The organism is Hydrogenophaga sp. R2, from assembly GCF_049843595.1.
GTDB lineage: Bacteria > Pseudomonadota > Gammaproteobacteria > Burkholderiales > Burkholderiaceae_C > Hydrogenophaga.
On sequence record NZ_JBBHZN010000002.1, the window covers coordinates 181,199 to 200,136 of the forward strand.

The 18,938-nt window shown below is 67.0% G+C and carries 17 protein-coding genes; 7 read left to right on the plus strand and 10 right to left on the minus strand.

The window, feature by feature from the left end; all coding sequences use genetic code 11:
* Positions 1-7 precede the first annotated feature (7 nt).
* Positions 8-625: a PilN domain-containing protein gene (locus WD026_RS09365; protein ID WP_425723399.1), complete on the minus strand. Its 618-nt coding sequence runs from the start codon at positions 623-625 to the stop codon at positions 8-10.
* A complete protein-coding gene (locus WD026_RS09370) occupies positions 622-1,701 on the minus strand; it encodes a pilus assembly protein PilM (RefSeq protein WP_425723745.1) in 1,080 nt (359 codons plus the stop codon). The genes WD026_RS09365 and WD026_RS09370 overlap by 4 nt, the downstream gene beginning before the upstream one ends.
* 267 nt (positions 1,702-1,968) lie before the next feature.
* Here WD026_RS09370 and WD026_RS09375 point away from each other — a divergent pair, with 267 nt between their 5' ends.
* Positions 1,969-4,377, plus strand: a complete 2,409-nt coding sequence (locus WD026_RS09375) for a penicillin-binding protein 1A (RefSeq protein WP_425723400.1) — start codon at positions 1,969-1,971, stop codon at positions 4,375-4,377.
* On the opposite strand, the gene cyaY is transcribed toward WD026_RS09375, so the two are convergent.
* Positions 4,367-4,696: an iron donor protein CyaY gene (gene cyaY, locus WD026_RS09380; RefSeq protein WP_425723401.1), complete on the minus strand. Its 330-nt coding sequence runs from the start codon at positions 4,694-4,696 to the stop codon at positions 4,367-4,369. The genes WD026_RS09375 and cyaY overlap by 11 nt on opposite strands.
* 12 nt (positions 4,697-4,708) lie before the next feature.
* Here cyaY and lptM point away from each other — a divergent pair, with 12 nt between their 5' ends.
* Positions 4,709-4,930, plus strand: coding sequence for an LPS translocon maturation chaperone LptM (lptM, locus tag WD026_RS09385; RefSeq protein ID WP_425723402.1), 222 nt, complete (start codon positions 4,709-4,711; stop codon positions 4,928-4,930).
* Entirely contained in the window at positions 4,890-6,155 is a 1,266-nt protein-coding gene (lysA, locus tag WD026_RS09390; protein ID WP_425723403.1) for a diaminopimelate decarboxylase, read from the plus strand. The genes lptM and lysA overlap by 41 nt, the downstream gene beginning before the upstream one ends.
* Here the strand turns inward: lysA and WD026_RS09395 are convergent.
* The 5 genes from WD026_RS09395 to WD026_RS09415 all read right to left on the minus strand — a co-directional run bounded on the left by WD026_RS09395 (position 6,125) and on the right by WD026_RS09415 (position 12,217).
* Positions 6,125-6,802: a sulfite oxidase heme-binding subunit YedZ gene (locus tag WD026_RS09395; protein WP_425723404.1), complete on the minus strand. Its 678-nt coding sequence runs from the start codon at positions 6,800-6,802 to the stop codon at positions 6,125-6,127. The two genes, lysA and WD026_RS09395, sit on opposite strands and share 31 nt — an antisense overlap.
* Positions 6,803-6,813: 11 nt before the next feature.
* Positions 6,814-7,809 carry a protein-methionine-sulfoxide reductase catalytic subunit MsrP gene (msrP, locus tag WD026_RS09400; RefSeq protein ID WP_425723405.1) on the minus strand — a complete coding sequence of 332 codons (996 nt, stop codon included), beginning with the start codon at positions 7,807-7,809 and terminating at the stop codon, positions 6,814-6,816.
* 113 nt (positions 7,810-7,922) lie between these two features.
* Complete coding sequence (gene ccsB, locus WD026_RS09405) at positions 7,923-9,281, minus strand: c-type cytochrome biogenesis protein CcsB (protein ID WP_425723406.1); 1,359 nt, start codon at positions 9,279-9,281, stop codon at positions 7,923-7,925.
* Positions 9,278-11,413 carry a cytochrome c biogenesis protein ResB gene (locus WD026_RS09410; protein WP_425723407.1) on the minus strand — a complete coding sequence of 712 codons (2,136 nt, stop codon included), beginning with the start codon at positions 11,411-11,413 and terminating at the stop codon, positions 9,278-9,280. The genes ccsB and WD026_RS09410 overlap by 4 nt, the downstream gene beginning before the upstream one ends.
* 189 nt (positions 11,414-11,602) lie before the next feature.
* Entirely contained in the window at positions 11,603-12,217 is a 615-nt protein-coding gene (locus tag WD026_RS09415; protein ID WP_425723408.1) for a c-type cytochrome, read from the minus strand.
* Positions 12,218-12,317: 100 nt separating this feature from the next.
* Here WD026_RS09415 and yihA point away from each other — a divergent pair, with 100 nt between their 5' ends.
* Together yihA and WD026_RS09425 are read left to right on the plus strand one after the other, a co-directional pair.
* The gene (yihA, locus tag WD026_RS09420; RefSeq protein ID WP_425723409.1) at positions 12,318-13,040 is read left to right on the plus strand and encodes a ribosome biogenesis GTP-binding protein YihA/YsxC; all 723 of its coding nucleotides are present in this window, start codon (positions 12,318-12,320) and stop codon (positions 13,038-13,040) included.
* Positions 13,041-13,091: 51 nt separating this feature from the next.
* Positions 13,092-14,012 carry an alpha/beta fold hydrolase gene (locus WD026_RS09425; RefSeq protein ID WP_425723410.1) on the plus strand — a complete coding sequence of 307 codons (921 nt, stop codon included), beginning with the start codon at positions 13,092-13,094 and terminating at the stop codon, positions 14,010-14,012.
* Positions 14,013-14,017: 5 nt separating this feature from the next.
* Here the strand turns inward: WD026_RS09425 and WD026_RS09430 are convergent, their stop codons facing one another.
* Together WD026_RS09430 and WD026_RS09435 are read right to left on the minus strand one after the other, a co-directional pair.
* On the minus strand, positions 14,018-14,944 hold the full coding sequence (locus WD026_RS09430) for a lipid A biosynthesis acyltransferase (protein ID WP_425723411.1): 927 nt from the start codon (positions 14,942-14,944) through the stop codon (positions 14,018-14,020).
* Positions 14,944-15,774 carry a lysophospholipid acyltransferase family protein gene (locus WD026_RS09435; RefSeq protein WP_425723412.1) on the minus strand — a complete coding sequence of 277 codons (831 nt, stop codon included), beginning with the start codon at positions 15,772-15,774 and terminating at the stop codon, positions 14,944-14,946. Before WD026_RS09435 ends, WD026_RS09430 begins: the two co-directional genes overlap by 1 nt.
* A gap of 153 nt (positions 15,775-15,927) precedes the next feature.
* Between WD026_RS09435 and metK the strand changes: the two genes are divergently transcribed.
* Both metK and WD026_RS09445 read left to right on the plus strand, forming a co-directional pair.
* Positions 15,928-17,112, plus strand: coding sequence for a methionine adenosyltransferase (metK, locus tag WD026_RS09440; RefSeq protein ID WP_425723413.1), 1,185 nt, complete (start codon positions 15,928-15,930; stop codon positions 17,110-17,112).
* 158 nt (positions 17,113-17,270) lie between these two features.
* The gene (locus tag WD026_RS09445; RefSeq protein WP_425723414.1) at positions 17,271-18,908 is read left to right on the plus strand and encodes a sensor histidine kinase; all 1,638 of its coding nucleotides are present in this window, start codon (positions 17,271-17,273) and stop codon (positions 18,906-18,908) included.
* Positions 18,909-18,938: the final 30 nt, after the last annotated feature.

The following is an 18,938-nucleotide window of genomic DNA, read 5'->3' on the forward strand; positions in this document are numbered from 1 at the left end:
CCCCTGATCAGACCTTGGCAGGCGGCGTGGTCGCCGCCGGGGCGGGCGCCGCCGGCACTGCCGGTGCGGGGCGCTTGAGCGTGGCCCGAACAGTGAAATTGGAAACCCGGCGCTGTTCCCGACCGGCCAAGGCAGCCGACCCGGCAACGATCTCGATCAGCTCGGGCTTGGTCAGCCAGGGGCTGTTGTTAGACAGATTCCGGAGAAGCTCCGACACGCGCTCCTGCGACTGGGCCGTGCCGGTCATCAGGATGCTGAGGTTTTCCTGCCGGATGGTGTTGAGGTAGACGCCTTCGGGGAGCTGGGTGACCAGCTCCTCGAGCATGTGCACCGGCAGGTTGCGGTCGGCCTGGAGGTCCTCCACCGCCGTCTGACGGGCACGCAGCGAGGCGATCTGCTGCTGCAGCGAGGCAATGTCCTTGATTTCTGCGTCGAGCTTGGCAGTCTCGGCCACCAGGAAGTCGTTCCTGGCTTGCTGCTCTTCGATGCGGGCCTGGTACCAGAGGAAGACCGCTGCAGACACCAGCACCCCGGCCAGAGCCGAGCCGCCGAGCTGGGTGAAGAACAGCTCCTTCTGTCGCTTGCGCGCTGCCTCCCGGTGGGGCAGCAGGTTGATCAGGATCATTGGTGGAACCTCCGCAGCGCCAGGCCGGTCGAGGTCAGGTAGGCCGGCGCTTCGCGGCTGATCTTGCGCGCCTGAACAGACGACCCCATCTCCATGGTGTCGAACGGATTGATGACCATGCAGTTGAAGGAAGTCTGCTGGGTCACCGCTTCGGTCAGCCCCGCCAGGGCGGCGCTGCCGCCGGCCAGCAGGATGTGGTCCACCTTGTTGAACGGCGTGCTGGTGAAGAAGAACTGGAGCGCCCGGCTCACCTCCTGGGCCAGGGTATCGACAAACGGGTCGAGCACCGCCTGCCGGTAGTCCTCGGGCAGTTCGCCCGAACGTTTCTTGGCTTCGGCTTCATCGGCCGAAAAGCCGTACTGACGAACGATGAGCTGGGTGAGCTGCGCGCCACCGAACGCCTGATCGCGTTCGTACAGCACTTCGTCGTTGCGTATCACCTGCATGCTGGTGGTCAGCGAGCCCAGTTCGAACAGGGCCACCAGCGCATCGGCGCCCTGGTTGGGCAGCGATTCGATCACCCGCCCGGCGGCCAGACGCGACGCGTAGGACTCCACATCCATCACCACCGGCTTGAGACCCGCCGCCTCGGCGAGACCCTGCCGGTCCGACACCTTTTCCTTGCGGGAAGCAGCGATCAGCACCTCCATGTCCCCCACGGACGTGGCGCTCGGGCCGATCACGCAGAAGTCAAGACTGACTTCGTCCAGGGAAAAGGGAATGTACTGGTTGGCCTCTGATTCGACCTGGGCCTCGAGCTCCTTGTCGGAGAGCCCGCCGGGCAGGATGATCTTCTTGGTGATCACCGCGGACGCCGGCAGTGCGAGTGCGACCTGCCGGGTCCTGCTGCCGCTTTTGCGGACCAGACGGCGCAGGGCGTCGGCCACCTCGTCGAATTTCTCGATGTTGCCGTCCACGATCCAGCCGCGTTCCAGCGGCTCCATGGCGCAACGCTCCAGCACCAGCTCGCCTGAGCGGTTTCGGCTCAGTTCCACCAGCTTGACGCTGGACGTGCTGATGTCTATGCCCAGCATGGGCGCCGGTTCCCGGCTGAATAACGATCCCAGTGAGATCAAGGCGGCCCCCAAAACGTCAAGCCAAGGCTGATTCAAAACTTAAGAAGTCACTTCAATGCTAGCAGCAAGCCCTTTGAGCGGCAAAGATTTTTGACACAGCCCACAAATGGAAACGTTGTCAAAATCACACGAGACAAGATCCCGTGTCATGCCGCCCGGACCGGGCCTGGAGGGCGCCTCACATCCCCTCACAAGTTCCCGGCGGGAGGTCGGGTGGGCGAAAAGGGGGCGTTTTTATAATGACCAACCGCCATCACGATTGCCTTCATGCCCGCCGACGACAGTACCCCCACCCGTTCTCCTTCGAAACGAGTATCTGCAGCGTCGCGCCCCGCCGCCCTGATCGGACGCTTGGTGGTGGGTCTGGCCGGACTGGCGGCAGCGGGTGTTGCATGCGTGCTGATTGCCGTGGGCATCGCCCTCGCCGTGGCTTACCCCAATCTGCCCGACGTGACCGGGCTGGCCGATTACCGGCCCAAGCTGCCTTTGCGGGTGCTCAGCGCGGACGGCCGCCTCATCGGCGAGTTCGGGGAGGAGCGCCGCAACCTGATGCGCATCGACGACATTCCCGACGTCATGAAAAACGCGGTGCTGGCCATCGAGGACGCACGTTTCTTCGAACACAGCGGCGTCGACTACCGGGGCATGTTGCGCGCGGCGCTGGCGAACCTGCGCCAGGCCAAGAGCCAGGGAGCATCGACCATCACCATGCAGGTGGCCCGAAACGTCTACCTGTCCGCCGAGAAAAGCTACACCCGCAAGATCTATGAAGTGCTGCTGACCTTCAAGCTGGAGCATCTGCTGACCAAGGAGCAGATCCTCGAGATCTACATGAACCAGATCTTCCTGGGACAACGGTCGTACGGATTCGAGTCGGCAGCGCAGACCTATTTCGGCAAGACGCTCAAGGACATCAGCATCGCCGAGGCCGCCATGCTGGCGGGTTTGCCGCAGGCGCCGTCGGCCTACAACCCGATCCGCAATCCCAAGCGGGCACGGGCACGACAGCTGCACATCATCGATCGCATGGTGGAAAACGGCTTCATCACCGAGGCCCAGGCGGAGCAGGCACGGGCCGAGCCGCTGAAGCTGCGCACACCGGCCACCTCGGTCGGCATCCCGGCCGACTATGTGGCCGAGATGGTGCGCCAGGCCATGGTCGACCAGTACGGGGAGGAGGCCTACACGCGGGGCCTGGTGGTGACCACCACGGTCAGGTCGGCGGCCCAGGAGGCTGCTTACAAGGCGGTCCGGGCCGGCATCCTCGATTACGAGCGCCGCCAGTTCTACCGCGGCCCGGAACTGTTCATCACCCTGCCGGCAGACGCAGCCGAACGGGACGCTGCCATCGACGAGGCCCTGTCGGACCGACCGGACAACGGCGACCTGCTGACCGCCGTGGTGCTGGAGGCCAGCCCGCGCAAGGTGGTGGCGGTCCGGCAGGACGGTGAACCCTTCGAGATCACGGGCGAAGGCCTCAAGCCGGTCCAGTCGGGGCTGTCGGACAAGGCCGGCCCCAACATCCGCATCCGTCCGGGCGCGGTGATCCGCGTGGTGAAGGTGGACGAAAAGAACTGGCGCATCACCCAGCTGCCGGAGGTGGAGTCGGCCTTCGTGGCCATGGATCCGCGCAACGGGCGCATCCACGCGCTGGTGGGCGGATTCGACTTCCAGAAAAGCAAGTTCAACCATGTGACGCAGGCCTGGCGGCAGCCGGGATCCAGCTTCAAGCCCTTCATCTACTCGGCAGCGCTCGAGAAGGGCCTCACGCCGATGACGGTGGTGAACGATGCGCCCCTGTTCTACAGCGCCGAGCAGACCGGCGGAAAGCCCTGGGAACCCAAGAACTACGACGGCCAGTTCGACGGCCCCATGTCGGTGCGCCGGGCACTCGCCAAATCCAAGAACATGGTGTCCATCCGCGTGCTGCAGCTGGTGGGCACTCAGAGCGCGCAGGAATGGGTGTCCCGTTTCGGTTTCGAGGCGGCCCGTCATCCGCCCTACCTGACCATGGCCCTGGGCGCCGGCTCGGTCACGCCGATGCAGATGGCCACCGGCTACGCCGTGTTCGCCAACGGCGGCTACCGCATCACGCCGACGCTGATCACCAAGGTGTCGGACTACCGGGGCCATGTGCTGTTCGAGGCTCCCCAGACCACGCTGGACAGCGCTCCGCGCGTCATCGATGCGCGCAACGCCTTCGTCATGAACAGCCTGCTGCAGGAAATCACCCGCTCCGGCACCGCCGCGCGCGCCCAGGCCACGCTCAAGCGGCCCGACCTGTTCGGCAAGACCGGTACCACCAACGATGCGGTGGACGCCTGGTTCGTGGGCTACCAGCCCACCATGGTGGCAGCCGCCTGGGTGGGCTACGACACGCCACGCAACCTGGGCAGCCGCGAAACCGGTGGCGGCCTGAGCCTGCCGATCTGGATCCAGTACATGCAGACGGCACTCAAGGATGTGCCAGTGGCTCTGTACGACCCGCCGCCGGGCGTGGTGAATGTGGGCGGCGAGTGGTACTACGAGGAATACGGTCCGGGCAAGGGCGTGCAGTCGCTCGGCATGCAGGACCCTATGCCGGGCCAGACCGGCACCGAGGTCACGCCGGGTGATGCCCCTCGGGCACCCGCCCCGGAGGATCGGCGCTCGATCCTCGACCTGTTCAGGAACTGAAGTCCAGCGCCTGACCCGCCTGCTCGCTGGCGTGCCGGGTCAGGTTGGCGAAGAACTCGCCGGCGCCCTTGGTGTCCATCCAGGCCGAGCCGTCGTGGCGGTAGTGAAAGCCGCCGGCCTTGGCCGCCAGCCACACCTCGTGCAGCGGCTTCTGAAGGTTGATGATGATCTGGCTGCGGTTGCGGAAGGTCAGGGTGATCATGCCGCCCACGCGCTGGTTGTCGATGTCGGCATCGGTGTCGTCGTTGAGGCGGTCGCAGGCCAGTTCGACGGCCTTGAGCAAGGCTTCGGCGCGGTCCAGGTATTCGGTGTCGGTCATTACAATGCGCGGATGTTCGGGTACCAACGCATTCTAGGCCGCTGCCATGGCCCAGCCCGCCTCGGGGTTCTGTCGCTCATGGCCTGCGTCGGCCTGTGGGGCTGCGGCCAGAAAGGCCCGCTGTTCCTGCCGCCCCAGCCTTCGTCTGCAGCACCTGCCGCAGCCTCCCCTCCCTCTTCCGCCCCCGCCCAGAATGTCCCAGCTGCCCGCCTTCCTGACGCACCAGAACGGTGAACTGCACATGGAGGGCGTGCCCCTGTCGCGGCTGGCCCGCGAGCACGGCACCCCCTTGTTCGTCTACAGCCGCGCGGCCATGCTGGCCGCACTGGCTGCTTACCAGCGGGGTCTGGCCGGACGCGATCACCTGATCTGTTACGCCATGAAGGCCAACTCCTCGCTGGCCATCCTGCAGACCCTGGTGCGGGCTGGCTGCGGTCTGGACATCGTGTCCGGCGGCGAACTGGAGCGAGCCCTGGCCGCCGGCGTGCAGCCGGACCGGATCGTGTTTTCGGGCGTGGGCAAGACCCGGGCGGAAATGCGCCGCGCCATCGAGGTGGGCGTGGGCTGCTTCAACGTGGAGAGCCGGGCTGAACTCGACGTGCTGGACGAGGTGGCCCGCAGCATGGGCCGCAAGGCGCCGGTGAGCATCCGCGTCAATCCCAATGTGGATGCCAAGACCCATCCCTACATCTCCACCGGGCTGAAGGGCAACAAGTTCGGCATCGCGCACGAAGAGGTCATCGCCACCTACCGCCACGCCGCCGGCTGTGCAGGACTGCAGGTGGTGGGCATCGACTGCCACATCGGCTCGCAGATCACGCAGTCGGGGCCTTACCTGGACGCCATGGACCGGGTGCTGGATCTGGTCACCGCCATCGAGGCCGCCGGCGTGCCCATCCCGCACATCGATTTCGGTGGCGGCCTGGGCATCGACTACAACGGCGACACGCCGCCGGCAGCCGACGACCTGTGGGCGCAGTTGCTGGCCCGGCTCGATGCGCGCGGCTTCGGCCAGCGCCGCATCATGATCGAGCCGGGTCGTTCGCTGGTGGGCAATGCCGGTGTGTGCCTGACCGAGGTGCTCTACCTCAAGCCGGGCGAGCAGAAGAACTTCCTGATCGTGGACGCGGCCATGAACGACCTGCCCCGGCCGGCCATGTACCAGGCGTTCCACCGCATCGAACCGGTGGCGCCGCGCGCCGGCGATGCCCTGACCTGGGACGTGGTGGGGCCGGTGTGCGAGAGCGGCGACTGGATCGGCCGCGACCGGACGCTGAATGTGCAGTCCGGCGACCTGCTGGCCGTGCTGTCGGCTGGCGCCTACTGCATGAGCATGGCCAGCAACTACAACACCCGGGGCCGTGCGGAGGAGTTGCTGGTGGACGGCACCGAAGTGCGGGTGATCCGCCAGCGCGAGACGGTGGCCGATCAGCTGCGGGCCGAAGTCCCGCTGGACTGAGGCCTCAGTCGCTCGACCCGGCGCCACAGACGCCAGCCCAGCAGGCCGCCCAGGATGGCGGCATACACCCAGACCTCGGCAAAGTTGTTCTTGCCGGCGCGCATCCAGAAGAAGTGCAGGATGGCCAGCACCGCCACCGCATACACCGCGCGGTGCAGGCGCTGCCAGCGCGCCGCGCCCAGCCACCGGATGGCACGGTTGAACGAGGTGGCGGCCAGCGCCAGCAGCAGCAGCCACGCCAGCATGCCCACCAGGATGAAGCGACGCTGCCCGGTGTCGTGCACGATCTCGGCCAGATCCAGGCCCATGTCGAACCAGCTGTAGGCCAGCAGGTGCAGGCTGGCATAGAAGAACACGAACAGACCGAACATGCGGCGCATGCGGGCCAGCGCCGGCCAGCCGGCCCAGGTGCGCAGTGGCGTGACCAGCAGCACCAGCACCAGGAAGCGCAGCGTCCAGTCGCCCAATGAGCGGATCAGGGCCTCGGCCGGGTTGGCACCCAGCTGGTCGTGCCACGCCGCCCAGAACAGCCAGGCCACCGGCAGCAGGCACAGCAGCCCCAGCAAGGGCTTGGCCACCGGGTGGAGCAGCAGGCGGTTCGGCAGGCTGGGCTGCGGCCGGTGCAGGGTCGGGTTGGCCGTGACCATGGGCTACGGGCTCAGTAGAACTTGCGCAGGTCCATGCCGGCGTACAGCTGGCCCACCTGGGCCTCGTAGCCGTTGAACATCTGGGTCTGGCGGCGCTTGGCGAACAGACCGCCCTCGTCGCCGATGCGGCGCTCGGTGGCCTGGCTCCAGCGCGGATGGGCGACCTGAGGGTTCACGTTCGAATAGAAGCCGTACTCCTGCGGCGCGGCGATGTTCCAGGCGGTGTCGGGCTGCTTCTCGGTGAAGCGGATCTTCACGATCGACTTGCCGCTCTTGAAGCCGTACTTCCACGGCACCATCAGGCGCAGCGGTGCACCGTTCTGGTTGGGCAGCACCTCGCCGTACATGCCGAAGACCAGCATCGACAAGGGGTGCATGGCTTCGTCCATGCGAAGACCCTCGACGTAGGGCCACAGCAGCACCGGGCTGCGCAGCCCCGGCATCTGGGCCTTGTCGGCCAGGGTGTGGAACTCGACGAACTTCGCGCTGCCCTGCGGCTCGACCCGGCGGATCAGCTCGGCCAGCGAATAGCCCACCCAGGGGATCACCATCGACCAGCCCTCGACGCAGCGCATGCGGTAGATGCGCTCTTCCAGGGGCGCCAGCTTGAGCAGGGTCTCGATGTCATAGGTGCCGGGCTTGTTCACCAGCCCCTCCACCTGCACCGTCCAGGGGCGCGTCCTGAGCGATCCGGCACGCGCGACCGGGTCGGACTTGTCGGTGCCGAACTCGTAGAAATTGTTGTAGGTGCTGGCGTCCTTGTAGGCCGTGGGCTTGTCCAGCGCCTGGGCACCGGCCACCTTGCTCGGGCTGGACGCCAGCGGAGCCAGGCGGCCCGGGCGCTCGGTGCTGCCCTGGGCAAAGGCCTCGCGGCCGGCCCAGCCCAGACCGGCGCCGGTGGCCGCGGCCGCCATCAGCCACTGGCGGCGGTTCTGGTAGACGCTCTGGGGGGTGATCTCGCTGGAGATCGGGTGCTGGTAGCCGTCCTGGCCGGTGCGGATGATCATGCTGCGAACCTCCAATGAAAACAGCGGGGACGGAGGATGCCGCCGCCGCTGTTCGTGTGGGTCGTGGGACCGCAGCGATTCTTGCAAAGTTCCGACCAGCGGGTCGGACCGGGTCAGAGTTCCCCGTAGCTGTGCAGGCCGGAGAGGAACATGTTGACGCCCAGGAACGCAAAGGTGGTGATGGCCAGGCCCACCAAGGCCCACCAGGCCGCCACGGTGCCGCGCAGGCCTTTCATGAGGCGCATGTGCAGCCAGGCGGCGTAGTTCAGCCACACGATCAGGGCCCAGGTTTCCTTGGGGTCCCAGCTCCAGTAGCCGCCCCAGGCTTCAGCGGCCCACAGGGCGCCCAGCACGGTGGCGATGGTGAAGAAGGCAAAACCCACGGCGATGGCCTTGTACATCACGTCGTCCAGCACCTCGAAGCTGGGCAGGCGCTCGGCGATGCGGCGGCGGCCGAACAGGATGGCACCCACGATCAGGGCCGAGATGCCGAAGTACACGAACCAGTAGCTGCCGCCCTGCTCCTGCGCGCTCTGGCGGAACACGATGGGCTCGAAGCACAGCACCACGCCCAGCAGCCACAAGGGGGCCAGCTTGTACCAGCGGGTCTCGCCGGCCGACTGCTTGATCAGGTAGGCAAAGGCCAGCATGGCGGCAATCGCGAAGGTGCCGTAGCCAATGAAGTTGGCCGGCACATGCACCTTCATCCACCAGCTCTGCAGGGCCGGCACCAGCGGCTGGATGGCGTGGGCTTCGCGCACCACGGTGTACCAGAGCAGGAAGCCGACAGCCGCACTGACGATGAGCATGGAGAACGCGCCCATGCTGCGGGTCTGGTACTGGTCTTCGTAGTACAGGTAGAAGGCCGCCGTCATCCAGCAGAACAGCACGAACACTTCGTAGAGGTTGCTCACCGGGATGTGTCCGATGCCGGGGCCGATCTGGTGGCTCTCGTACCAGCGCACCATGGTGCCGATGAGCGCGAGCGTGACGGCCGCCCAGGCCAGTCGCGAGCCGAGCACTTCGAAGGTGCTGCCGGCCCGGGTGAACAGGCCGATCCAGTAGAAGGCCGTGCTCATGAAGAACAGCAGGCTCATCCACAGGATGGCCGACTGGCTGGAGATGAAGTACTTCAGCATGAACACCTGATCGGCCCGGGCCAGGTTGGCGCCTTCGGGTGTCTGGTACAGCCAGATGGCCAGCAGCGAGAAGAAGCCCACCGTCACGGTCAGCGCCCGCACCGGACGCCAGAACCAGCCCAGCCAGATCACCGACGGCACCGTGCCGGCCAGGATCCACTGCTCGTAGATGTTCATGGCGGTGTGGTACTGGGCAAAGGCCCAGGCCGCGCCGGCCACCATGAGGGCGGCAAAGAGCCAGTCCCACAGGTCACGCCGGGCAAAGTAGCCGGGCTGCACGCCCTGGGCGGTGCCGTCTTTCTTGAGCTCGATGGTCTGGGTGGCGGTATTCATGGGGTCACCTTGAGCAACTGGGACTGAAGTTGGTCGAATTCGCGGTCGCCGTCCATGGTCTTGCGGTTGGACGACAGGGCCATGCGGGCCTGGGACTGGTTCTCGCCGGCAGGGCTGAGCCACACCCAGATGCGCCGGTCACGCACGTACAGCATGGCGAAGATGCCGATGATGAGCAACAGGCAACCCAGGTAAACGATGTTCTGACCCGGCGCCCGGGCCACCTGGAACACGCTGGCCTGCACATGGGTGAAATCCTTCAGCTGGAAGGTCATGGGGGCCGGGTAGAAGAAGGTGTCGCTCAGGCTGATGACGGCCTGGGTCATGAAGCGGCGGGTCGTCTCGTCCTGCTCGGACCGCGGCAGACCGGCTTTCTCGCGGCTCATCTGGTAGAGCTCGAACAGCGTGCCGTTGAGGATGCGGACCAGCACGTCGCTGGCACGCTCACGGTCGTTGTCGGGCACGTTGGCCTCCAGGAAGGCCGAGATGGCCTGCAGACCGCCCACCACCGCGGGACGGCTGTCGGTGGCCGGCACCGGCTCGGCACCGGCAAACAGGTCCAGCGCCCGGGTGGCGGATGCCGCCAGGGCCTCGGCCAGATCGGGACGCCCTGGCTCCACCGACGATTCGGCGTAACGGCGCACCGCTGCGCGCCGCATCTGTGGATCGTCGAGCGCGCTGCGCAGGCGCACGAAGCCGTCCATGCTGTCGTCGCCATCGGCCGGCACGCGCAGGTAACGGAACGGCTCCTGAGGGGTTTCGCGCAGGCCGAGCAGGAAGACGCGCTGGCCATCCAGCTCCACCGGCAGCATGTAGTTGTGGTACTCCACCGCCTGACCCGCCGCATCGCGCAGCTTGTAGGTGATGCTCGGGCCGACGTTGCGCAGGTGTTTCTCGGTCACCGTCTTGTTGCCGGCGCCCAGACGGCTTTCGATGGAATGGCGCAGGTCGACCTTGCGCACATCGGTTTCGCTGCCGCCCGTGGTGCTGGCGTTGGCAAAGTTCTCGACGTTGATGACCCGCAACGCGGTGTACTCCAGCGTGAGCTGCTGGTCGCCGTTGCTGAGCGCCGTGGAGCTGCCGATGGTGCCCTCCACCTCGAAGGGGCGGGTGGGCCGGGTCAGGGGCATGGCCTGCAACTTCACGCGCGAGCCGCCGTCGTCGAAGCTGGACTGGTAGATGTTGATGCCGCGGTGGTTGGCCGGGTGGTTGACCTCCACGCGGGCTTCCTTCTTCTCGCCGGTTTCCTTGTCGTGGATCACGATCTCGCTGGCAAACAGGCGGGGCATGCCGGTGTCGTAGTACTCGACGATGAACTTCTTGAGCTCCACCGAGAAGGGCAGCTCCTGCAGCAGCACGCCTTGCGGCTGGGCCAGGATGGCGGTGCTCGACGCAGTGCCCTCGGTCACCAGCAGATTGCCCCGGAAGGTGGGGTTGCTGGAAGACAGCCGATGCTGTTCGGGCACGTCGGCGATCAGGCCTCCCCCCTGGAACGGTTGCTTGCCGTTGAACCAGGTCTGGGCGCGGACCATGAGGTCCCCGTCGAGCAGGCCACCGATGCAGACCAGCACGATCGCGCTGTGCGCCGCGATGTAGCCCAGCTTGTTGGCCGCACCCGCCTTGGCCGCCACCATCCAGCCGGTGCCCTGCGGGGTTTCACGGGACTGCAGCTTCACCTTCCAGCCCGAACCCACCAGGGTCTGGCCGATGCGGCGGGCCGCCGCCTCAGGCGCTTCGGCCAGGGTGGCCTCGGCCTTGTGCGGGAAAGCCTTGAGGCTCTGTTCGCGGATGTTCTCCTTGTGCGACCTCAGGTCGACCAGGATCTTGGGCGTGTTGCGGGCAATGCACAGGCTGGTGCTGATCACCAGAAAGGCCAGGATCAGCAGGAACCACCACGCGCTGTACACCGAAAACAGGTGGGCGCTGGCAAACACCTCGGCCCAGAACGGCCCGAACTGGTTGACGTAGTTGTTGAAGGGCTCGTGCTGCTTGACCACCGTGCCGATGACCGAGGCGATGCAGATCACCGTCAGCAGGGAAATGGCGAACCGCATCGAGGACAGCAGCTCGACCATGTCGCTGACCCACCGGGAGCCGGTGCGCAGCTGGAGACCTTCGGTGGAAACGCTCATGGGACGGAGGACGGTGCAAGAAAAAAGGGCGCATCCGTGTGGTCCGGATGGCGCCCTGCTATGACGTGTTGCGGGTCTGGCAGTTCAATGCGCGGCGGGCATTTTTCGCTCAGCCCGACGCCCGACCTGCGCCATTGTCCGTCAATACATTACCGACGACTTATATGACCCCAGGCCCCGAAGGCCCGCTCAGCGCAGACCGGCAATGTAGTCGGAAACCGCCTTGATCTCGCGGTCGTTCATCTTGGCGGCCACGCCCTTCATCTGCACGTTGTTGCCGCGGGTGCCGTCACGGAAATGGCGCAGCTGGGTCTCGGTGTACTCGGCGTGCTGGCCGGACAGGCGCGGGTATTGCGAAGGGATGCCGGCGCCGTTGGGGCTGTGGCAGCCGGCGCAGGCGGCAATCTGGCGGTCGGCAATGCCGCCGCGGTAGATGCGTTCACCCAGCTTGACCAGGTCCTTGTCGGTGGAGGCGCCGTCCTTGGGTTTCTGGCTGGCCAGCCAGTAGGCCACGTTGCGCATGTCGTCGTCCGACAGGGTGGCGGCCATGCCCTGCATGATGGCGTTGGCGCGCTTGCCCGACTTGTATTCCTGCAGCTGCTTGATCAGGTACTCGGGGTGCTGACCGGCCAGCTTGGGGTTGGCGGGGGTGGTCGAGTTGCCGTCGGCGGCGTGGCAGGCCACGCAGACGTTGCCGTAGGTTGCAGCACCCTTGACCAGATCGGGCTTGGCGGACTGCGCCTGGGCGCTGAAGGACAGCACTGCAGCAGCAGCGGCGCAAAGAAGGGAAACGGGCAATTTCATGACGGGACGGGCGTCGATGCGACGGTTTCGGTTGAAGGGGTGAGCCGGGTCGCCCCGGCAAAGCCCATCGATTTTACAATGCCCCACCGGGATCCCCCTAATGACCCAATACCCTACTCCACCAGACGCCAAGCCCGATCCCCGGATCACGCACGGTTGGTTGCACACCGCCCGATTCCTCACCACCGCGCCGCAACTGGAACACCTGCCGGCGCTCGATGTGCCCGAAGTGGCCTTCGTCGGCCGGTCCAACGCCGGCAAGTCCACCTGCATCAACACGCTGACCCAGCAGAAGCGGCTGGCCTTTGCCTCCAAGACCCCCGGCCGCACCCAGAGCATCAACCTGTTCTCGCTGGGCAAGCAGGGCACCACGGACGCGGTGCTGGCCGACCTGCCCGGATACGGCTACGCCGCCGTGCCGCGCGAGGCCAAGCTGCGCTGGCAGCGGGTCATGGGCAATTACCTCATCACCCGGCCCAACCTGGTGGGCGTGGTCCTGCTGATCGACCCGCGCCTGGGCCTGACCGAGCTGGACGAAACCCTGCTGGAAGTCATCCGCCCCCGCGTGCAGGAAGGCCTGAAGTTCCTGGTGCTGCTGACCAAGGCCGACAAGCTCACCCGGGCCGAGGCCAACAAGGCGCTGTCGATCGCGCGACTGCAATCCGGCGGTGGCGAGGCCAGACTGTTCTCGGCCCTGAAAAAGCAGGGGCTGGACGAGGTGGCGCAGCTGCTGTGGCAATGGACCCACGAGCCCCGCACCGCACCGGTCAGTCCCGCTCCTGCCGACCCGGCCGACGACGAACCGCCCGCACTCGACGAGTGAGGCACGCCCCCTGAGCGCGCCGGCGGGTCCATGCTTTCGGGAAAGCCCGCCATGATCCAGACACAGCCCATCGCCCTGCCGCACGGCATCACCCTGAACTGCCGCACGGCCGGCACGCCCGGGCGTCCGGTGCTCATGTTCCTGCACGGCTTTCCTGAAGCCGCGTTCGTGTGGGACGACCTGCTGGCCCATTTTTCGCAACCCGAACATGGCGGCTGGTACTGCGTGGCGCCCAACCTGCGGGGCTTCGAGCGGTCCAGCGCGCCCGACGACGTGAACGCCTACAAGGCGAAGCACCTGGTGCAGGACATCGTGGCGCTGAGCGCCATCGTCACCGCCGGCAGCCCCACGCCGGGCCGACTGGGTGCGCTGATCGCCCATGACTGGGGCGGTGCGGTGGCCTGGACGGTGGCCGCGCTGCACCCGGGCATCATGGAACAGCTGGTCATCCTGAACGCGCCGCACCCGGGTCCGTTCCAGCGCGAGCTGGCCCACAACCCGGCTCAGCAGGCCGCCAGTGCCTACATGAACTTCCTGGCCCGGCCGGATGCACCGCGCCTGCTGGCCGAGAACGACTTCGCCCGCCTCTGGCCCTTCTTCACCAACATGGCCGCCGACAGCGGCCCCCAGGCCTGGCTCACCGATGCCGTGCGCGAGCAGTACCGCGAGGTCTGGCGCCAGGGCCTGCACGGCCCCTGCCACTACTACGGCGCTTCACCGCTGCGCCCGCCCACCCCGCACGACCCGGCAGCGGCAGCCGTGCAGCTGCCGCCGGACAAGGTGATGGTGCGGGTGCCCACGCGGGTGATCTGGGGTCTGGGGGACACCGCCCTGCCGCCCGCGCTGCTGGACGGGCTGGACACCTGGGTGCCCGAACTGGACGTGGTGAAGGTGCCCGGCGCCACCCACTGGATCGTGCACGAGCAGCCGGCCGAGGTGATCCGCCTGATCGCCGAGCGCCTGAGCGCCTGACCTGTTCAGCGCACCCCGTCGTACAGCGAGGGTTCGCCGGGCGGGCGCGACTTGAAGCGCTTGTGCACCCAGTAGTACTGCTCCGGCATGGCGGCGATGAAGCCTTCCAGGCGCTGGTTCATGAGCGCGGTGTCGGCCTCCACGTCGGCCGTGGGGTAAGCCTCCCAGGCCGGGTGCACCACCACCTCGTAACCATCCGGCGTGAGACGGCTGACCACCGGCACCACCTGCGCCCGGGAGAGCCGGGCAAAGCGCGAGAGCGAGGTGAGCGTGGCGGTGGGAATGCCGAAGAAGGGCACGAACACCGAGTCGCGGGTGCCGTAGTCCATGTCGGGCAGCAGGTAGAGCGGCAGGCCGTCGCGCAGGGCGCTCACCAGCGGCTTGAGTCCCTGGCGCATGGCCACGATGTGCGGGTCGCCGAAACGCTGCCGGCCCTGGGCCATCCAGCGGTCCACATCGGGGTTGAGCTGTTCGGCGTAAATACCGCAGAAGCGGCGCGACAGGTGGGCGGTGACCGCCGTCCAGCCGGCGTCCATGCCCACAAAGTGGGGGGCAAACATCACCGTGGGCCGGTCGCCCGCCAGGGCATCCAGATCGCCCTTGAGCACCAGGCGGCGCCGCACCACGTCAGGGGAGGCCTCCCACAGCCAGCTGCGGTCCAGCCAGGCCTGGGCGAACAGCACGAAGTGGCGCCGTACCGATGCATCGCGCTGCGCGGCGGATTGATCGGGAAAACACAAGGACCAGTTCGTGCGCGCAATCGTGCGGCGGCGTGCCGCCACCGCGTGCAGCACGCACCCCAGCAACCAGCCCAGGGCGCGTGTCCAGCGCAGCGGAAGCCGCGCCAGCAGTCGCATGAAGGCCAGGCCGAGCCAGTTGGCCACGCCACCGGGCGGTTTCTGATGGGCGGAAACGGTGGGCTCGTCGGACATCAGCGCGGGTTCTTGTAGCGGTCGTAGGACCACAGGTACTGGGCGGGCGATTCTCGCACCAGCGATTCCATGGCCCGGTTCACCACGGCGGCAGCGGCCTCGGCGTCATCGGGCAGCGGCTCTGTCAAGGGGCGCACGTGCACCACATAGCCCTGGCCCCGGGGCAGGCGTTCGCCCCAGCTCAGCAGGACACGGCAGCTGCCGGCCTGGGCCAGGCGGGTGGACAGGGTCATGGTGTAGGCCGGCCGACCAAAGAACGGTGCCCACACGCCCTGACCCTGGGGCGGCACCTGATCGGGCAGCAGCCCCACCGCTTCACCGGCCTTGAGTGCACGCATGAGCTGGCGCACACCTGCCAGGGAAACGGGGGCGGTCTGCAGACCCGGGCGCTGGCGCGCCTGCATCACCAGATCACGCAGGGCCTCCAGCCGCGGCGGGCGGAACAGCACGGTCATGGGCCGACGGGCGCCGAAGCGCAACGCATAGGCCTGGGCCGTGATCTCGAAGCAGCCCAGGTGGGGCGTGAGGAACAGCAGGCCGGCGCCGTCCTGCAGCGCGGCCTCGATGTGCTGCTCGCCGTCCCAGAGCACCGGCACCGGGCGGCCCAGCCACAGCCGAGGCAGCTCGGCCACCAGCCGGCCGGCCTGGCCGACCGAGGCCAGCGCCACGTTGCGGCCGTAACCGGCCTGCGCCGCATGGTCGAGGAGCCGACGGCGGTAGCGGGACGACAGCCCGAAGCTCAGCCAGCCCAGCGCGCTGCCCAGGCCGTGCAGGCACCACAGCGGCCAATGGCGCCCCAGGCGGAACAGCGATGTGAGGAGGAAGGTCAAGGGAACCGGAACGGGACTTCGGCTTGCGCTTAAAATGCGCAGATCGCCGAGTTGATGAACTGATTGCGGGGCGATTCACAAATACCGCTAAAGCGTTCGCCGCCTTCTGCAGGACCGGCAACGCCGATCCACCCAACGCAGGAGTTTAAAGACATGGCGAACGATTTCCTCTTCACTTCCGAATCCGTCTCTGAAGGTCACCCCGACAAGGTGGCCGACCAGATCTCGGACGCCATCCTCGATGCCATCTTTGCCCAGGACCCGCGCTCGCGCGTGGCGGCCGAGACCCTGACCAACACCGGTCTGGTGGTGCTGGCCGGCGAGATCACCACCAACGCCCACGTGGACTACATCCAGGTGGCGCGCGACACCATCAAACGCATCGGCTACGACAACACCGACTACGGCATCGACTACAAAGGCTGCGCGGTGCTGGTGGCCTACGACAAGCAGTCCAACGACATCGCCCAGGGCGTGGACCACGCCTCCGACGACCACCTCAACACCGGCGCCGGCGACCAGGGCCTGATGTTCGGCTACGCCTGCGACGAGACCCCCGAGCTGATGCCCGCCCCCATCTACTACGCCCACCGGCTGGTGGAGCGCCAGGCCCAGCTGCGCAAGGACGGCCGTCTGCCCTTCCTGCGTCCGGACGCCAAGAGCCAGGTGACCATGCGCTACGTGGATGGCAAGCCGCACAGCATCGACACCGTGGTGCTGTCGACCCAGCACAGCCCGGACCAGAGCGAGACCGCCACCAAGCTCAAGGCCAGCTTTTACGAAGCCGTGATCGAGGAGATCATCAAGCCGGTGCTGCCCAAGGAGTGGATCCAGAACACCCGCTACCTGGTCAACCCCACCGGCCGCTTCGTCATCGGCGGCCCGCAGGGCGACTGCGGTCTGACCGGCCGCAAGATCATCGTCGACACCTACGGCGGTGCCTGCCCGCACGGCGGTGGCGCCTTCTCGGGCAAGGACCCGTCCAAGGTCGACCGCTCGGCCGCCTACGCCGCCCGTTACGTGGCCAAGAACGTGGTGGCCGCCGGCCTGGCGCGCCAGTGCCAGGTGCAGGTGGCCTACGCCATCGGCGTGGCCAAGCCCATGAACATCACGGTCTACACCGAAGGCACCGGCGTCATTCCCGACGCCGAGATCGCCAAGCTGGTCGAGGCCCACTTCGACCTGCGTCCCAAGGGCATCATCCAGATGCTGGACCTGCTGCGTCCCATCTACAGCAAGACCGCTGCCTACGGCCACTTCGGCCGCGAGGAGCCCGAGTTCACCTGGGAACGCACCGACAAGGCGCAGATCCTGCGTGACGCCGCCGGCCTCAAGTGATCAGCGACTGCTCACTTATCTGACAAGCCCTGTGGCGCCAGCCACGGGGCTTTTTTGATGGGCGTCCCCAGATCGGTGGACTGAAGTTTTGGCGGGGCGGGTCGATACGGTGGAGACAACGCGTTCCACGCATCCCCGTTTCCCCAGGAGGCCCGCCCATGGACACCGACCGCAGCACCGCCGACCTGGCGCCCGAGAGTCTGCTGCGCAGCTTCACCGACCGGATTCCGGCCCGGCTGACCTACTACGACCGGGACCTGGTCTGCCGCTTCGCCAACATCGCCCACGCCGCGAGCTACGGCTGCCAGCCGGACGAGCTGCTGGGCCGGCACATGAGCGAGATCGTCCACCCCGACGTGATGGCCGAGATCCTGCCCCGGCTGGCCGAGACGCTCAGTGGCCAGGAGCAGCGCTTCGAGGCGGTGCGCCGCGACGTGGACGGGCGGGATCACTGCTACGAGATCCACTACATCCCGGACGTTCGCGACGGCGAGGTCAACGGCATCTTCATCGAGCTGCACGACATCAGCGAACGCAAGCGCACCGAAGAGATGGTGCTCAACGCCAACCAGGAACTGGAAGAGCGGGTGCGAGCCCGCACCGCCGAGCTGTACGCCAGCGAGCAGCGCTACCGGCTCATGGTCTCGGCCATCCAGGATTACTGCGTCTACTTTGTGGACGCCGAGGGCTGCATCACCGAATGGACCGAGAGCGCCCAGCGCCTGCATGGCCACACGCGCCGACAGATCGAGGGTCTGCCCTTCGAGGTGCTGATGAGCACCATGACCAACGGCGAGGACGAGACCGATGCGCCGCAGGTGCTGCGCCTGGCCAAGGCCCACGGGCAGTGGGAAAGCCGGGGCTGGCGGGTGCGGTCGGACGGCTCGCGCTTCTGGGCGCACACCATCCTGACCGCGCTGCGCAACGAGCAGGGCGAGCTGCAGGGCCTCTCGTGCATCACCCGCGACATGACGGCGGCCAAGAGCCTGGAAGACGTCATGAACGACCTCAACCGCGAGCTGGAGAAACGGGTGGCCGAACGCACCCGCCAGCTGGTGGCGGCCAACAAGGACCTGGACGTGTTCTCGCACATGGTGTCGCACGACCTGCGGGCGCCGCTGCGCCACATCACCAGCTTCGTGTCCCTGCTGCAGGAGCATGTGGGCGACGGTGGCGACCCCACCTCCATCCAGTACCTGGGCTCGATCGCCAAATCGAGCAAGCGCATGGGTCTGATGATCGAGGGCCTGCTGGAGTACGCGCGGCTGGGCCGGGTGACGGTGGACCAGCACGCGGTGCCCATGACCCAGCTGCTGCGGGGCATCCTGGTGCACCTGCAGCAGGAACACCGTGACCGCCGCATCGAATGGGTGATCGACGACGAGCTGCCGGTGCTGCTGGGCGACGCCATGATGCTGGCCCAGGCCTTCGGCCACCTGCTGGACAACGCGGTCAAGTTCACCCGCAAGACCGAGAACCCGCGCATCGAGCTGGGCTGGCAGATCAACCCGGTGGGCGGGCGCATGTTCTACATCCGGGACAACGGTGCCGGCTTCGACATGACCAAGGCACACAACCTGTTCGTCATGTTCCAGCGCCAGCACCATTCGATGGACTTCGAAGGCACCGGCACCGGCCTGTCGCTCACCCAGCGCATCATCGAACGCCACGGCGGTCGCATCTGGTGCGAGTCGGCACCTGGCCACGGCTGCACCTTCTACTTCACCCTGCCCTGCGCCGAGGCCGAACCGACCATGCGCTTCTCGGCGTCGGCCCTGGCCGAGCTGTCGGTCTGACGGCGCACTTCGCCACGGCGCCGGATAATC

What these genes read in the sequence shown, in the direction of transcription:
- WD026_RS09365 (WP_425723399.1), bottom strand. Translation starts at nt 625, where the DNA reads ATGATCCTGATCAACCTGCTGCCCCACCGGGAGGCAGCGCGCAAGCGA.
- WD026_RS09375 (WP_425723400.1), top strand. Translation starts at nt 1,969, where the DNA reads ATGCCCGCCGACGACAGTACCCCCACCCGTTCTCCTTCGAAACGAGTA.
- cyaY (WP_425723401.1), bottom strand. Translation starts at nt 4,696, where the DNA reads ATGACCGACACCGAATACCTGGACCGCGCCGAAGCCTTGCTCAAGGCC.
- lptM (WP_425723402.1), top strand. Translation starts at nt 4,709, where the DNA reads ATGTTCGGGTACCAACGCATTCTAGGCCGCTGCCATGGCCCAGCCCGC.
- lysA (WP_425723403.1), top strand. Translation starts at nt 4,890, where the DNA reads ATGTCCCAGCTGCCCGCCTTCCTGACGCACCAGAACGGTGAACTGCAC.
- WD026_RS09395 (WP_425723404.1), bottom strand. Translation starts at nt 6,802, where the DNA reads ATGGTCACGGCCAACCCGACCCTGCACCGGCCGCAGCCCAGCCTGCCG.
- msrP (WP_425723405.1), bottom strand. Translation starts at nt 7,809, where the DNA reads ATGATCATCCGCACCGGCCAGGACGGCTACCAGCACCCGATCTCCAGC.
- ccsB (WP_425723406.1), bottom strand. Translation starts at nt 9,281, where the DNA reads ATGAATACCGCCACCCAGACCATCGAGCTCAAGAAAGACGGCACCGCC.
- WD026_RS09410 (WP_425723407.1), bottom strand. Translation starts at nt 11,413, where the DNA reads ATGAGCGTTTCCACCGAAGGTCTCCAGCTGCGCACCGGCTCCCGGTGG.
- WD026_RS09415 (WP_425723408.1), bottom strand. Translation starts at nt 12,217, where the DNA reads ATGAAATTGCCCGTTTCCCTTCTTTGCGCCGCTGCTGCTGCAGTGCTG.
- yihA (WP_425723409.1), top strand. Translation starts at nt 12,318, where the DNA reads ATGACCCAATACCCTACTCCACCAGACGCCAAGCCCGATCCCCGGATC.
- WD026_RS09425 (WP_425723410.1), top strand. Translation starts at nt 13,092, where the DNA reads ATGATCCAGACACAGCCCATCGCCCTGCCGCACGGCATCACCCTGAAC.
- WD026_RS09430 (WP_425723411.1), bottom strand. Translation starts at nt 14,944, where the DNA reads ATGTCCGACGAGCCCACCGTTTCCGCCCATCAGAAACCGCCCGGTGGC.
- metK (WP_425723413.1), top strand. Translation starts at nt 15,928, where the DNA reads ATGGCGAACGATTTCCTCTTCACTTCCGAATCCGTCTCTGAAGGTCAC.
- WD026_RS09445 (WP_425723414.1), top strand. Translation starts at nt 17,271, where the DNA reads ATGGACACCGACCGCAGCACCGCCGACCTGGCGCCCGAGAGTCTGCTG.